The organism is Archangium sp., from assembly GCF_045802675.1.
GTDB lineage: Bacteria > Myxococcota > Myxococcia > Myxococcales > Myxococcaceae > Archangium.
Map to the genome: position 1 here is coordinate 1 of NZ_JBJMQO010000133.1, position 14,734 is coordinate 14,734.

General features: G+C 69.9%; 11 protein-coding genes. 3 read left to right on the forward strand and 8 right to left on the reverse strand.

The window, feature by feature from the left end:
- The coding region (locus tag ACJ8AN_RS36905) for a PHB depolymerase family esterase (RefSeq protein WP_407760288.1) at positions 1-2,302 on the reverse strand (2,302 nt) is incomplete at its 3' end.
- A 367-nt stretch (positions 2,303-2,669) separates the two neighbouring features.
- Between ACJ8AN_RS36905 and ACJ8AN_RS36910 the strand changes: the two genes are divergently transcribed.
- The 3 genes from ACJ8AN_RS36910 (at position 2,670) to ACJ8AN_RS36920 (ending at position 6,387) form a co-directional block, all read left to right on the forward strand.
- The gene (locus tag ACJ8AN_RS36910; protein WP_407760289.1) at positions 2,670-4,100 is read left to right on the forward strand and encodes an esterase/lipase family protein; all 1,431 of its coding nucleotides are present in this window, start codon (positions 2,670-2,672) and stop codon (positions 4,098-4,100) included.
- A gap of 95 nt (positions 4,101-4,195) precedes the next feature.
- On the forward strand, positions 4,196-5,605 hold the full coding sequence (locus ACJ8AN_RS36915) for a hypothetical protein (protein ID WP_407760290.1): 1,410 nt from the start codon (positions 4,196-4,198) through the stop codon (positions 5,603-5,605).
- A gap of 11 nt (positions 5,606-5,616) precedes the next feature.
- Positions 5,617-6,387 (forward strand): 3-hydroxybutyrate dehydrogenase, encoded by a 771-nt coding sequence (locus tag ACJ8AN_RS36920; RefSeq protein WP_407760291.1) that lies wholly within the window; start codon positions 5,617-5,619, stop codon positions 6,385-6,387.
- A 111-nt stretch (positions 6,388-6,498) separates the two neighbouring features.
- Here the strand turns inward: ACJ8AN_RS36920 and ACJ8AN_RS36925 are convergent, their stop codons facing one another.
- The 7 genes from ACJ8AN_RS36925 to ACJ8AN_RS36955 all read right to left on the reverse strand — a co-directional run bounded on the left by ACJ8AN_RS36925 (position 6,499) and on the right by ACJ8AN_RS36955 (position 14,436).
- Positions 6,499-7,383: a hypothetical protein gene (locus tag ACJ8AN_RS36925; protein ID WP_407760292.1), complete on the reverse strand. Its 885-nt coding sequence runs from the start codon at positions 7,381-7,383 to the stop codon at positions 6,499-6,501.
- A 125-nt stretch (positions 7,384-7,508) separates the two neighbouring features.
- Positions 7,509-8,825, reverse strand: a complete 1,317-nt coding sequence (locus ACJ8AN_RS36930; protein WP_407760293.1) for a TolC family protein — start codon at positions 8,823-8,825, stop codon at positions 7,509-7,511.
- Positions 8,822-10,054: an ABC transporter permease gene (locus tag ACJ8AN_RS36935; protein ID WP_407760294.1), complete on the reverse strand. Its 1,233-nt coding sequence runs from the start codon at positions 10,052-10,054 to the stop codon at positions 8,822-8,824. The genes ACJ8AN_RS36930 and ACJ8AN_RS36935 overlap by 4 nt, the downstream gene beginning before the upstream one ends.
- Positions 10,051-10,797: an ABC transporter ATP-binding protein gene (locus ACJ8AN_RS36940; protein WP_407760295.1), complete on the reverse strand. Its 747-nt coding sequence runs from the start codon at positions 10,795-10,797 to the stop codon at positions 10,051-10,053. Before ACJ8AN_RS36940 ends, ACJ8AN_RS36935 begins: the two co-directional genes overlap by 4 nt.
- Before the next feature lie 18 nt (positions 10,798-10,815).
- Positions 10,816-12,246 carry an efflux RND transporter periplasmic adaptor subunit gene (locus ACJ8AN_RS36945; protein ID WP_407760296.1) on the reverse strand — a complete coding sequence of 477 codons (1,431 nt, stop codon included), beginning with the start codon at positions 12,244-12,246 and terminating at the stop codon, positions 10,816-10,818.
- 46 nt (positions 12,247-12,292) lie between these two features.
- Positions 12,293-13,708: a sensor histidine kinase gene (locus ACJ8AN_RS36950; protein WP_407760297.1), complete on the reverse strand. Its 1,416-nt coding sequence runs from the start codon at positions 13,706-13,708 to the stop codon at positions 12,293-12,295.
- Positions 13,705-14,436 (reverse strand): response regulator transcription factor, encoded by a 732-nt coding sequence (locus tag ACJ8AN_RS36955; RefSeq protein ID WP_407760298.1) that lies wholly within the window; start codon positions 14,434-14,436, stop codon positions 13,705-13,707. The genes ACJ8AN_RS36950 and ACJ8AN_RS36955 overlap by 4 nt, the downstream gene beginning before the upstream one ends.
- Between the last annotated feature and the right edge of the window lie 298 nt (positions 14,437-14,734).

Here is a 14,734-nt window from a genome sequence, read left to right on the forward strand (position 1 = left end):
ACGCCTTGGCCATGAGCGCGTGGCTGCCGTTGGACACGCCCGCCGTGTTCCAGGTGAAGACGAAGGGCGAGGCCGTGTCGGTGCTGGCCAGCGCGCCATCGACGTAGAACTCGACCTTCGTCACGCCCACCGCGTCCGAGGCGCTCGCCGCCACGTCCACCGTACCGCTGACGGTGGCGGCGTTGGCCGGGGCGGAGACGTTCACCGTGGGCGGCGTGGTGTCGGCGGAGGCGCTCGGCGGGCCCACCGAGATGCTGTCCACCCACGCCTTGGCGCGGGTGATGTTCGAGCCGGTGTCCGTGCCGGTGACGACGAAGCGCAGCGTGACGTTCTTGTTCGCGTACGCCGACAGGTCGATGTCCGCGCGCTGCGTCCAGCTGGACTCGGTGAGGGTGCCCACGCCGCTCTTGGTCACCGAGTCCACCACGTGGTCGGTGCCGTCGTTGACGATGACCTTGAAGGACGCCGAGGCCGCGGTGTTGGCGCCGGAGAGGTCCAGCTTGCGCCAGTAGGTGAGGCGCGGGTTGGCGGTGAGGGCCACGGCGACGCTGGCGGTGCGGGTGACGGTGTTGAAGGCGGGCAGGGCCGAGCCGAGGATGGACTGGCTGCCGGTGACGCCCGTCTGGTCGCTCGAGTCGAGCGCCCACTCGGTGAGGCTCCAGCCCGCGTTGTCGGGGCCGGCGTTGGAGAAGCGCTCGGTGAAGCGCACCGAGTTCTGGTCCACCGTCACGGATACCGCGCTGGAGGTGGCGGTGTTGCCCGCGGCGTCATAGGCCCGCGCCTGGAGGGAGTGCGTGCCCGTGGCATGCGAGGTGGTGTTCCAGTTGAACTCGTACGGCCCGGCCTGCGCCGAGGACACGCCCTGGCCCACCACGGTGCCGTCGATGAGGAACTCGACCTTGGTGACGCCGATGTCGTCCGTCGCGGTGGCGGCGATGTCGATGGCGCCGGCCACGGTGGCACCGGCGGTGGGGAAGGTGATGGCCACGGTGGGCGCGGTGGTGTCGGAAATGCCGCCGCTCACGGTGACGGAGACGGTGCTGGAGGTGGCGGTGTTGCCCGCGGCGTCATGGGCCTTGGCCACCAGGGTGTGCGTACCGTTGGTGGCGGCAGCGGTGTTCCAGCTGTACGCGAAGGGCGAGGCCGTGTCGGTGCCCACCAGCGTGTTGTCGATGGAGAACTCCACCTTGGCGACGCCCACGTTGTCGGTGGCGTTGGCGGTCACGTTCACCGTGCCGCTCACGCTCGAGCCGTTGGTGGGTGCGGAGATGCCGACGGTGGGCGCGACGGTGTCCGAGTTGTCGAGCCCGAAGAACTTCGCCACATACCAGGTGGAGCAGATGTCCGTGTCGAGCACGTAGGCGCCCGCGGTGCCGCACGCCGCGCCGCCGGGGAACCGGGTCGCCGGGTCGATGGCCGTGCCGTGGCCCATGCCGGTGATGGCGTACGTCTCCACCAGCGCCGTGCCCGCCGCGTTCTTGTAGACCTTGTGGGGGTAGCCGGCGACCGTGTCGCTCACGTCCGCCGTCTGGTCGATGCCGTGCACGTTCGTCCACTGCTCGAGGGCTTCCTGCTGGTTGGTGTTCTTCACCGTGTAGTCGGACGTGCCGTGCCAGATGGAGATTTTCGGGTAGCTGCCGGTGTAGCCGCTGAAGGCGCCGCGCACCAGGTCACCCCACGCCTGGGGCGTCTTGTCCGTGCCCGGGCTCATGCAGCTGAAGGCGTCGTTCATCGTCAGGGCGCACTTGTAGGGGATGCCGGCCATGATGGCGGCGCCCGCGAAGACGTCCGGGTAGGCGGCCGCCATCACGTGCGTCATCGCCGCGCCCGCCGACAGGCCGGTGACGAAGACGCGGCTGGCGTCGATGGAATGGTCGGTCTTCATCTTGTCGACCATCTGCTTGATGGAGAGCGCCTCGCCCTGGCCGCGCGCGATGTCACCCGGCTCGAACCAGTTGAAGCAGCTGTTCTGGTTGTTGGAGCTCTGCGTCTCCGGGTACACCACGTAGAACTTGAGCTGGTCCGCCAGCGCGTTCCACCCGGTGTTGGTATAGGCGTCCGCGGTCTGGGTACAGCCGTGCATCGCCACCACCAGCGGGGCGTTGGCGGGGATGCCCGCCGGCACGTACTTCCACATCTTCAGGTTGCCAGGGTTGGTGCCGAAGCTCGTCACCTGCGTCAGCGGGCTCTGCACCGTGCCCAGGGGAGGGGGTGCTTCTCCTGGGGGCGGTAGTGCCTCGCACCCGAAGACCGCAACGGCGAGAAGTGCCCCGACAACTCCTCCGAAACGTCTCTTCAGCATGTGTCCTCCCGGAAAAGGGAAGGTAATGCCTTACCACAATCCTTTGAATACTGCTTATACGGATTCGTGTAAGGAATTTCGCCGGGCGATGACGCGCAATGTCAAACCCACGGTTTCCGAGGGAGGAAGTCACATGAAGCTAGCATCATGCAGACATGAACCAGGCGTCAGGTTCGTACGGGGTGGGAGCATGACGCGCAATGTCAAACCCGCGCGAACATGAATCACGCATCATGCAGACATGAAGCCGGCATCAAGTCGCGCTAGGATGGCGCCGCCGCCGACGCTGGCCGGCCTTCACGGGGGTGCCGCCCGCCACGCGCGGGGCCGTCACTCCAACCCCAGTCTCTCCCGACAGGAGCCCTACATGAGGATGTCCAAGTTCACCTTCCGCCTCTTCGCGACCGGCCTCGCCGCCTGTGCGCTGTCCGCGTGCGACAAGCCCACTCCCCCCCCCGGTGGTGGCGGGACCGAGGAGGCCGAGGTGACGGTGGAGAAGTGCCGCGCCCAGATTTCCGCCCGTCAGGAGGAGCTGAAGGCCGAGGGCGTGGACGTGGCCTCCTGGTCCATCCATGACGCGGCGCAGATGGTGGAGCCGGCGCTCGCCGACCGGCAGACGCCCAGCACCTACAAGCAGTACGACGGCAAGTACCGCCCGCTGACCAACCACCCCGGCTGCACGGTGGAGAACCTCTACTACGACAAGTCCAACACCGGCGGCACCACGCCCTACGTCAACGGCAACAACGACGGCAAGTGGACCGGGCGCTCGGACTTCGGCGGCCCCAACGCCGCCACGGGCTTCCTCGACGGGGACAAGGCCAGGATCGAGGGCTACCCCTGCGCCGCCAAGGAGTACACGCAGAACGCCGAGGACACCACCAAGCCCATCGTCATCCTGGTGCACGGCAACTCCACCCGGCCGCACACCTGGGAGAAGTTCCTCCTGCCGGCGGGCACGGGCATCAACGCCACCGTGGAGAAGGTCCAGTTCAACCCGGACGCCACGCAGCGCGTGCAGCTGGCCGAGGCGCTCATCGAGAACCACTACCGCGTCATCGCCGTGGACATGCGCACGGACCTGATCGCCGCCGTGGACCCCACCGCCAACAGCAGCACGGAGAACGCGGCGGGCAACATCGACCACGGCTGGTCCACGCCCATCCTCCAGTCGCTCGTCAAGGCGGTGATGAAGAACAACCCGGGCCGCAAGGTGGCGCTCGTTGGCCACTCGCTGGGCGTGACGGTGGTGCGTGACGCCCTGCGCCGCATGTACGTGGAGTACGCCGACGGCAAGCCGGACGCCGTCAACCCCTTCCCGCAGCTGAGCCACGTCATCCTCGGCTCGGGCGCCAACCACGGCGTGTCCACCTTCGACGCCGGCCTGTGCACCGCCAACCTCACCATGCGTGGCACCATCGTCTGCGAGATGGGCAGCCGCTCCAACTACGTGCAGACGTACTTCCACAAGCCGCTCAACGGCCCCAAGGACCTGTTCGCCACCCCGTGCGCGGACGGTGACTACGCCTTCGGCAAGACGGGCCAGTGCGGCGGCAACGTGGTGAAGTACCTCACCATCACCATGACGGACATCCAGCAGGGCGCCAACTACCAGGACTACTACGTGTCCGAGGCGGCCTCGCGCATCAACATGCCCGGGTGCGTGGAGAACAAGCTGACGACGCTCAACGACTACGACACCAGCGGCTACTTCAACAAGGGCTTCATCGCCAACCACTTCGGCTCGCTGCGCTCCGACGCCGGCCTGAAGCTCGCCATGGACTTCCTGGCGAAGTAGTCCCCGTGGCAGTCTCCCCCCGCCGCCCGTGGCCGTGGTTGCCCGCGGGCGGCGGGTCTCTTCTTCACCGCAGCCGCACCGTGAGCTCTCCCCCCATGAATCCCTCGTTCCCCTCCGCGTCCCGCCTGGCGCTCGCGTGCACGCTGGCGTCCGCCCTGCTGTCGGCTCCGGCCCGTGCGCAGGCCACCGAGACCCCCGCCGCCGCGCCCGCCGATGCCCCCGCCGCGCAGGCCGCGCAGGCCGCGCCCGCTCCCGCCGCCCCGCCCGCGAAGCCAGACCCGGCCGGGAAGCAGGAGCCCGAGGCGCTGGTGCTCGGCGTTCCGACGCCCGCCACCCGGCCCCTCTTCGCCCTGGGCAGTGACACGTACTTCATCAACCCGGTGCTCTCCATCGCCGGCGGTCTCCAGTCGGAGAACCTCCTGCTCAACCCCAACCCCGGCAAGGAGAGCCGCCTCACCACAGTGGCCATCGCCCGCTTCGGCGCCGAGGGCCGTCTGGGCCCCTACGTCACCTTCCGCAGCGAGTTCGAGCGCAACCTCCGCAGCCACGGCTCGGGCATCTGGGAGGGCACGGCCTCCATGTCCGTGAGAGATCAGGTGCTGCGCCTGCAGCGCTGGGGCGCCACGGTGGAGGCGGGCATCCTGTTGGACCCCGCCAGCGTGGACTTCTTCTCCGCGCACATGGGCGACGTGCTGCTCGCGGACAAGTACACGAGAGACCCCCTGCTCTACAGCGGCTTCAACCGCGGCCAGGGCGTGCAGGCGCGCTACTCGCGCTGGGGCTTCACCGTGGGCCTGAGCTACACCGAGGCCAACCCGCTGAGCTCCTCGGCTTCCTACATGGTGGGTGGCTCCTTCGGCGGCAACAGCCGCTTCTGGGAGCGGCCCCTGGCCAACTTCCGCAACGGCCAGCCGGATGACGACATCCACTTCCGCGTCGTCAGCCCCTCGCTCTCCTACGACAGCCCCTGGCTCGAGGCGAAGGCCATGACCCAGGTCTTCAACATCAACTACCAGGAGAGCACGACGGACGACCCGCCCATCCAGGGCTACAACCTGCGCGGCAACGTGAAGCTCAAGCTCAAGGGCATGATTCCGGCGCTGCCCTTCGAGGTGACGCCCTTCTTCAACGTGGCGCGCGTGCAGAACAACGTCGTCAACTCGGCCGCGGGCTACGCCAACCAGCTCCTGGGCACGCCCTTCGACGCGCTCACGCTCTCGGGCGGCCTGGACGTGTTCCTCTTCGGCCGCTCCGGCATCGGCTTCAACTACGCGCGCGTGGCGGACCACACGCCGTCCTTCATCCCTCCCACCGGCAGCAACCCCTCCAGCGAGCCCGTGCTCCACACCACCACCACGTACCTCAACGTGGGCGCGACCTGGTGGATGTTCGATCAGGTGGCGCTGGGCGCCCGCGTGGCCACGTACACCAAGGACATCGAGGGCAAGTCCGACCTGAACGAGCGCGACCTGTCCGCCTTCCTCACCCTGCGCATGACGCTCTGAGAGGCACGTCCATGGGAGAGCTGACGGGAAGAACGGCGCTCGTCACGGGCGCGGCGAGTGGCATCGGCCGGGCGGTGGCCGAGGACCTGGGCGCTCGTGGGGCCCGGGTGCTGGTGTCGGACCTCGACGAGGCCGGCGCGCGGGAGGTGGCGTCGCGCATTCCGGGCGCCCTCGCGCAGCGTGCAGACGTGTCCTCGCGCGAGGACTGCCGCGCGCTGGTGGACCGGGCCCAGAAGGAGTGGGACCGGCTCGACATCCTGGTGAACAACGCGGGCCTCCAGCACGTGTCTCCGGTGGAGGAGTTCCCGGAGGAGCGCTGGGAGTTGATGATCCGCATCATGCTGGTGGGGCCCTTCCTCCTCACGAAGTACGCCCTGCCGATGATGTACGCGCGCAAGTGGGGCCGCATCATCAACGTCTCCTCGCTGCACGGCGTGGTGGCCTCGCCGTACAAGTCCGCCTACGTGTCCGCCAAGCACGGGCTGATGGGGCTGACCAAGACGGTGGCGCTCGAGGCCGCGGACAAGGGCGTGACGGTCAACGCCCTCTGCCCCAGCTACGTGCGCACGCCGCTCGTGGAGAAGCAGATAGCGGACCAGGCCCGCGTGCACGGCCTCACCGAGACCGAGGTCATCGAGCGCATCATGCTCGCCCCGGCGGCGGTGAAGCGCCTGCTGGAGCCCTCGGAGGTCGCCGCCTACGTGGCCTTCCTGTGCTCGGAGGCCGCGGGCGGCATCACCGGCGCCGCCCAGATGTTGGACTGCGGCTGGACGGCCCGCTGACCCCACGGCTCCCCGGAGGGAGCCGCGGAAGGCGGCGAGAGGCACGAGGTGGCCTGAGCTCCGGGACGGCTCGGGACACCTCGGCACCGCGTCAGGACACTTCAGGACGGCTCAGTAGGCGTAGGTGGCCATGTCCTGGCGCACCACGCCCACGATGTTCTCCCAGTTGCCGTTCTGGTAGTGGTTGTAGGACTCGTTGGAGTCACGGAAGCTGACCGTGTGGAAGGACCACAGGGCCTTGCCGTTGCTGGTGGCCGCGGTGCCCGTGTTCAGGGTGCCGTCGCAGAACCAGTCGCCGGGGTTGCAGAAGCTGCCCTTGACGGAGACGCCGCCGGTGGAGTGGTAGGCCACGGCCTCGTCGTCCTGGCCCGGGAGGATGCCGGAGTAGGCCGTGCCCTTGGACGCGGCGAACATGTAGAACCACTTCGAGCCGGTGACGTTGTGGTTGTACTTGGCGCGCGCGTTGCCGGTCTTCAGGTCGGTCACGATGGGGTCGCTCACCGCCCAGTCACCGTTGTCGGCCAGCTCGCTGCCGCCGCCGGCGCCCGAGGCCACGTCCACCCACTTGATGTTCCAGCCCGTCTGGGTGCCGCCCGCGTCGCCACAGACGCCGCCGGCGCCGGGCGTGGCGTTCTTGATGTTGCGCGCGCTGCTGCCGTAGAGCGCCAGGGTGTAGCCGATCTGCATGTCACCGGCGCTGTGCACGGCGATGTAGCACCAGTTGGTGCCGGTGCAGAAGCAGTCGAGCGCGTTGCGGATGTAGCCGTTCTGCGAGGCGATGCTCTGCGAGCCGTTCCAGTTGACGGCCTTCTTGTTCACGCCGGCCGAGACGCTGCTCGGGCCCCAGTTGGAGAAGTCGGCATAGTTGCCAATCTGGGTGCCGCCGCCGTTCTTGCCGTGGATCCACAGCGAGTAGTTGGTGGCCGAGGCCTCCGGCGCGGCGAGCAGGGCGAAAGCGGTGGCCGCGAGGGCCGCCGTACGGATGGGGCTGTTCATGTGCGTTTCCTGGGGAAGGGGGACATGCCCGCCCGGTGACCGGGCGGACAAGCGCATATCCTACCACCAGGACTTCCCGCACAGAATAGACATACCCCGAAAACCCGACAGATTGACTCCGGGCCTCACGCCGTGGGGCCGGCCGCCCGTCCGAGCGCGCGCGCCAATTCCGTGCGCGCGGTGGCCAGGTTGTACGCGGCCTGCACGCGCTGCACGGCCGCGTTGGTGGCGGACAGCTGCGCGTCGGACAGCTCGATGATGTTGCCCACGCCGGCACGGTAGCGGCCCTCGGCCAGGCGCAACCGCTCGCGGGCATTGGTGAGGGCTTCCTCGGCGGCGGACTCGCTCTCCCGCGCGGCCGTCACGGCGAGCTGCGCGCGTTCCACCTCCAGGCGCACCGTCTGGCGCAGTGCGTCCCGCTGGGCCTGGACGTTGTTGAGGTTGGCCTGCTGCTCGCGCACCTGGGCGCGGGTGAGGCCGCCCTGGAAGATGGACCAGCTCAGCCCCACCTGCCCCGTCACGCCCCAGTCCAGGTTCGCCGGGTTGGGGCCCGAGTCCGTCGCCGACACCTGAGCCGAGAAGCTCGGCAGGTAGTTGGCGCGCGTGGCGGAGATGGTCAGCTCCTGGGCGCGCAGCTGGTGCTCGCTCGCGCGCAGGTCCGGCCGGCCCTCGAAGGCCACGTCCACCAGCGTGTCCACGGGCTCGTTCTCACCCTGCACGAGCGCCACCGCCTCCTCCTGGACGGCGAACTGCGTGGTGCCCTCCACGCCCATGGCCTGGTTGAGCTGGGCCTTGCTGGTGGCGGCGTTGTTGCGCGCCTGGATGAGCTGCACCTGGGCGTTGGCCACCGCCGTGCGCTGCTGCAGCAAGTCGATTTCCGGCCGCGTGCCCACCTGCACCTGGGCCTGCACCTGGGCCAGGTGCGCCTTCTCGTTCTCCAGCGTCTCCTGGGACACCCGCACCAGCGCCTGCTGCGCCAGGGCGTTGAAGTAGGCCGTCTGCACATTGGACAGCACGTTGAGCAACGTCTGGGCCTCGGTGGCCTCCTGGGCCTCGGCGGACTGCTGGGCCGAGTGCCACCGGCCCGTGGTGCGGCCGAAGTCCCAGAGGAGCTGGTTGACCGAGGCGCCCACGTTGAGGCCCTCGCGGCTGATGAAGCCAGAGGGGGTCGTCGTGCCCGGGGTGGTGGTGGAGGTGCCGCTGCGCAGCGACTTCTGGTACGAGGCGCTGGCGCTCACCTGGGGCAGCAGCGAGGCGAAGTTCTGGTCCGCGCGGGCGTTGGCCGCGGAGGTGCTGGCCTGGGCCTGGCGCAGCTGCGGCTGCCGCTCGCGCGCGGTGCGCAGGGCCTCCGCGAGCGTGAGGACGCGCTGCCGCGGTTGCTGCTGGGCCCATACCGGCGAGGCGGCGAGCAGGCCGAGGAGCGGGAAGAGGAGGCGCATCATTCGTACCTCAGGGCATCGATGGGGTCGAGCTGGCTCGCCTTGCGCGCGGGGTAGAGGCCGAAGCCCACGCCCACCAGCGCGCTGAAGCCGAGCGCGACGAAGATGACATCCGGCCGCAACAGCAGCGGCCATTGGAATTGGGCGGCGAGGAACTGGGCCACGCCCACGCCCAACCCCGTGCCGAGGAGCCCTCCGAGCAGCGCCAGCACCAGCGCCTCGATGAGGAACTGGAGGAGGATGTCCCGGGGCCGGGCGCCCACCGCCACGCGCACGCCAATCTCCCGGGTGCGCTCGGTGACGCTCACCAGCATGATGTTCATGATGCCGATGCCGCCCACCACCAGGGACACGGCGGCGATGGAGGCCAGCAACAGGCTGAGCGTCTCGGTGCTCTGCTGGCGGCTGTTGGCCAGCTCGGACAGGTCTCGCACGTCGAAGTCGTTGGGCGCCTCCTCGCCCAGCCGGTGCCGCTCGCGCAGCAGGGCGATGACGTCCTGCTGGGCCTTCGGGGTGCCGGCGGTGGCATCCGCCTGCACGTAGAGGATGCCGGTGATGTACTTGCCCAGGCTCTGCGACTGGAGCTGGCGCTGGAAGGTGGTGGCGGGCACGAGGATGCTGTCGTCGTAGTCCTGCCCCATGGGCGACTGGCCCTTGCGCGCCGTCATCCCGACGATGGTGAAGGGCGTCTTCTTGATGCGGATGACCTGGCCCACGGGATCGAACCCCGAGCCATAGAGCTTCTCCACCACCGTCTGGCCGATGACAGCCACCTTGGCCCCGGCCTCCACGTCCGCCGCGGTGAAGCGCCGGCCGGTGGCGATGGTCCACCCGCGCACGTCGAAGAAGTCGGGCGTGGTGCCCGTCACGCTCGTGGTCCAGTTCTGGTCCTCGGAGAAGACCTGGGTGTTGGTGCGCATCTCGGGGGCCACGGCGTGCACGCTCGGCAGCTGCGTGCGCAGGGCCTCCAGGTCGTCCCAGGTGAGGGTGGGCTGGCTGCCGAAGCCTCCCCGTGCGCCGCCCGAGTTGGTGGAGCCGGGCATGACGATGAGCAGGTTGGTGCCCATGGCGTCGAAGACCTTCTGCACGCTGGCCCGGGCCCCATCGCCAATGGCCACCATGGCGATGACGGCGCCCACGCCGATGATGATGCCCAGCGCGGTGAGGAAGGAGCGCATCTTGCTGCGCAGCAGGGCGTGCACCGCCAGCCACATCGTCTCGAGCACGTTCATGACACGGCCTCCTCGAGCGGGGGTACTTCCGCGGGCACCGGCTGCTGGCGCCGGTCCGAGATGATGCGCCCGTCCTTCACCACCACCACGCGCCCGGCATGGTTGGCGATGTCCGGCTCGTGCGTCACCAGCACGAGCGTCATCCCCTCGTGGCGCAGCTCCTGGAAGAGCGCCATCACCTCCACGCTGGTGCGCGAGTCCAGGTTGCCCGTGGGCTCGTCGGCGAGGATGACGCGGGGCTGGCCCACCAGCGCCCGGGCGATGGCCACACGCTGCTGCTGGCCACCGGAGAGCTGGCGCGGGTGGTGGTCCAGGCGCGCGCCCAGGCCCACCCGCTCGAGCGCCTCGCGCGCCCGCCTGCGCCGCTCGCGCGCGGGCATCCCAGCGTAGAGCAGCGGCAGCTCCACGTTCTCCAGGGCGCTCGTGCGCGCCAGCAGGTTGAAGCTCTGGAAGACGAAGCCCAGGGTGCGGTTGCGCACGATGGCCAGGCCGTTGCGGTCCAGGCTCGACACGTCCTGCCCGTCCAGGAAGTACTGGCCCGCCGTGGGCCGGTCCAGGCAGCCGAGCAGGTTCATCAGCGTGGACTTGCCCGAGCCGCTCGAGCCCATGATGGCCACGAACTCGCCCGACTCCACGCTGAAGTCCACGCCCCGCAGGGCCGCTACCTCCACGTCGCCCGTCCGATAGATTTTGCTCACGCCCCGTAGCGCGATGAGCGGCAGCTGCTCTCGAGGGTCGTTCATGACGTGCCTCCCGCTCACCTAGAACGGCCCCGGAGCACGGACGCCGCCCCTGCCGCCGCCACCACCCATTGCGCCCATGCCGCCCGTCCGCTGGCCGGAGCTCGCGCCCTGCGAGGACTGCCCGCCCTGCGCACCCGCCGCCATGGCGGTGATGATCTGATCGCCCTCGCGCAGGTCGCCCTCCACCTCCGTGTACGTGCCGTCGGACACCCCGGGCTTCACGCCCACCGGGTGGGGCCGGCCGTCCCGCAGCACGAACACCCTCTTGGTGCCGGGCGCGGGCTTCTCCCACGCTCCCGGGCCACCCTGAGCGCTCGTGCCCCGCGGAGCGCCCGTGCCAGCCTGCGCTGCCTGAGCGCCCGAGCCACCCTGGCCGAGCCAGCCCGTGCCCTCGGGGGGAGCGGGGGGACGGAAGCGCAGCGCCGCGTTGGGCACGGTCACCACGTTGTCCCTGTGCGCGGTGATGAAGGTGACGTTGGCCGTCATGCCCGGCTTGAGCTTCAGGTCCGGGTTGGCCACGTCGATGACGGCATCGTAGGTGACGACGTTCTGCACCGTCTGGGCCGCGTTGCGGATCTGCCGGATGACGCCCTCGAAGGCGACGCCGGGCCAGGCATCCACGGTGAAGGTGGCGCGCATGCCATCCTCCAACCGGCCCACGTCGGACTCGGCCACGCTGGTGTCCACCTGCATCTTCCGCAGGTCCTCGGCGATGGTGAACAGGGTGGGCGCCTGCAGCGAGGCCGCCACCGTCTGGCCCACGTCCACGCTGCGCGAGATGACGATGCCGTCGGTGGGCGACACGATGGTGGCGTAGCGCAGGTTCACCTGCGCCTCGTTGAGCGCCGCCTGCGCCTGGGCCAGCGCGGCCTCGGCCGAGGTCACCTGCGCCGCGGCCGACTGGGCGCCGGACTCGGCGGTGTCCAGCTCCGACTGGGAGATGAACTGCTGGTCGCGCAGCGTCTTGGAGCGCTCGGCCTGGCGGCGCGAGTTCTCCGCCTCCACGCGCGCTTTCTGCACGTTGGCCCTCGCGGCGGTGAGGTTGGCCTGGGCCCGCTCCAGCGCCGCCTGCAGCAGCTGCGGATCAATGCGGGCAATCACCTGGCCCTTCTTCACCGGCGAGTTGTAGTCGACCAGAATCTCCTGGACGCGGCCCGACACCTGGCTGCCCACCTGCACCGTCACCAGGGCGGACACCGTGCCCGTCGCCGTCACGCGCGACTCGACGTCGCGCCGCTGCACCGCCGCCGTCTCGAAGCTGGCCGCGGGGTCCTTCGCCTTGGGCTTGAGCAGCCACACGCCCGCGGAGATCCCCACGGCCAGCACCAGCAGCCACAGGGGCCAGCGGGCGGGCAGGCGCCGGCGCCGGGTTTCCTCCACCGGCAGGGGCGTGGGCTCGAGGGGAGGGGACTGCTCTTCGTGGCGCGGCGATTCGGTCGTGGACCTCATGGCCCTGGATCTATGCGCCGTGATGTTTCGGTGATTCTCGGCCGCGTTACGAAATATGACGGGCCCGCTCGGCCCTCTCGGCTGCCTGCTCCTCTTCACGGAGGGAGGGCAGGATGACACGGGCCGTGGTGCCCTGGCCCGGCTGGCTCTCCAGCGTGAGCGTGCCGCCGTGAGCCACGACGATGCGGCGCGCCAGCGCGAGCCCCAGCCCCACTCCGCCCGTCCTCCGCGCCCGGCTGCGGTCACTGCGGAAGAAGGGGGTGAAGAGGTGGGGCAGGTCGTTCGCGTCGATGCCGATGCCCTCGTCGTGCACCTCCACCTGGAGGCCATGCTCGAGCGGGCGGGCGAGCAGCCGCACCGTCGTCTGGGGCTCGGAGTACTTGCCCGCGTTGTCGAGCAGGTTGTCGAGCGCGCGCCGCAACAGCACCGGGTCCGCCTCCACCATGGGCAGCGCGCTCTCCATGCGCACCTCCAGGCGGTGCTGTGGGTGGGCCGAGCGGAAGCGCGCGGCGGCCTTGTCCACCAGCGTGGCGGCCTCGACGAGCTCCCGGCGCAGCGGCGGGGTGGCACCGGGCGTCTGCTCCGTGGCGAAGTCCAACCGGGCCGCGGTGAGCACGTCCGACACCAGCCGCTCCAGCTCGCTCAGGTCCTCGGCGATGTCCGCCAGGGACTCGCGCGCGAGCGTGGCATCCCCTTCGTTGGCGAGGTCCAGGGCCACGCGGATGCGCGAGAGCGGGGTGCGCAGCTCGTGCGAGACGTTGGCGAGCAGCTCCTTCTGCGAGCGCAGCAGGTGGGTGAGGCGCTCGGCCATCTCGTCGAAGGCCTCGGCCACCTGGCCCAGCTCGTCGCGCCGGCGCACGCCCGTGCGCGCGCTCAGCGTCCCCGAGCCGAACGCCCGCGCCGCCGTGGCCAGCTTCTGCAGGGGCAGGGCCAGGGAGCGGGCGAAGATGATGGAGGTGATGGCCGTGCACCCGAGCACCACGGCGAGCATGATGCCGAAGTCGGGCGGAGGCCCCGGGGGAGGGGGGAGCTGAAGGGTGGCGTAGGCCTGCAGTGGGCCCGTCTCCGGGATGGCCACCCGCAGGGTGTGAGGCGGCTCGGGGTTGCTCACCACGCGCTCCGCCTCGAGCTGGCGGAGCTCCTCGGCGGACAGGGGCGCTCGGGGCGGCGAGACATTGGAGGCGAGCAGCCGGCCATCGGCGGCGCGCATCGTCACCTGCACCCGGAGCTGCTGGCCCGCCCGGTCCAAGGCTCCCCGCAGCTCCTCCGGCTGGTCCCGGAAGCGGGACCACTCGGAGACGAAGTAGCCCACGTTCCTCTCGAAGAAGCGCTGCTTGGGCCCCTCCGCGACGTAGCGCCGGGCCAGGTTGAACGCGAAGGAGATGAGCAGCAGCTGCGCCAGCCCCACCAGGTAGATGCGCAGCAGCAGCCGGCCGGGAAGCCGGGGACGCCGGGGGCTCATATCTCCTCCCCGCCCGTGGCGAGCATGTAGCCCGCGCCGCGCACCGTCTTGAGCAGCTTCGGGTTGCGGGGATCCTCTTCAATCTTCTGGCGGATGCGGAAGATGTGCACGTCGACGGAGCGGTCGAACACCTCGTCGGCGTTGCCCTTGATGAGATCCAACAACTGCTCGCGGCTGAGCACGCGCCCGGCCCGCTCGGCGAGCACGCGCAACAGGCCGAACTCGTAGGTGGTGAGCGTCAGCTCCTTGCCGTCCAACGTGGCCCGGAGGCTGCGAGGGTCCATCGACAGCTTGCCGGCCTGGATGGGCTGGGAGGAGGGCCCGGCGCGCCCGCGGGCCCGGCGCACATGGGCGCGGATGCGCGCGAGCAGCTCGCGCGAGGAGTAGGGCTTGGCCAGGTAGTCGTCCGCGCCCGTCTCCAGGCCGAGCACCCGGTCGGCCTCCTCGCCGCGGGCCGTCACCATGATGATGGGGATGTCACTGCGCATGCGCAGCTCGCGGCACACCTCCATCCCATCCCGTCCCGGGAGCATGAGGTCCAGGAGGATGACGTCGTAGGCATGGCGGCTCGCCTCGGCCAGGCCCTCGGGGCCGGTGCGGGCGACGGTGACGAGGATGCCGTGCTCCTGGAGGTAGCGGCTGGTGAGGCGCGCCAGGCGCTCGTCGTCCTCCACCAGCAGCACCTGGATGGTGCCTTCGACCGTCGGGGAGGGTGTCGTCGGTTCCATTCGCGTGTCTCCTCTCGCCGTCCCCACCGCCGCTGGGGTCACAGCGATGAAGATACGGCCCGGGGGCAAGTGGAGGGGGTCGATATCCTGGCGCTTCACCATGAGCGGCCGGACGCTTGCCCCCGGGTCGCACTCTAGAAGATGGCCCCCGCATATGTCCGGCGCGCTTCGGCCGTGTGACGAAATATTTCAGCCGTGCCGGTAGCTCGGGGCGGGAGATCCAATTCCCGGCTTTCCTCTCAATCTCCTACCAGGGCCCCCACCAGGCAGGGGGGCTTCGGGTTGGCCGCGGGTCTGG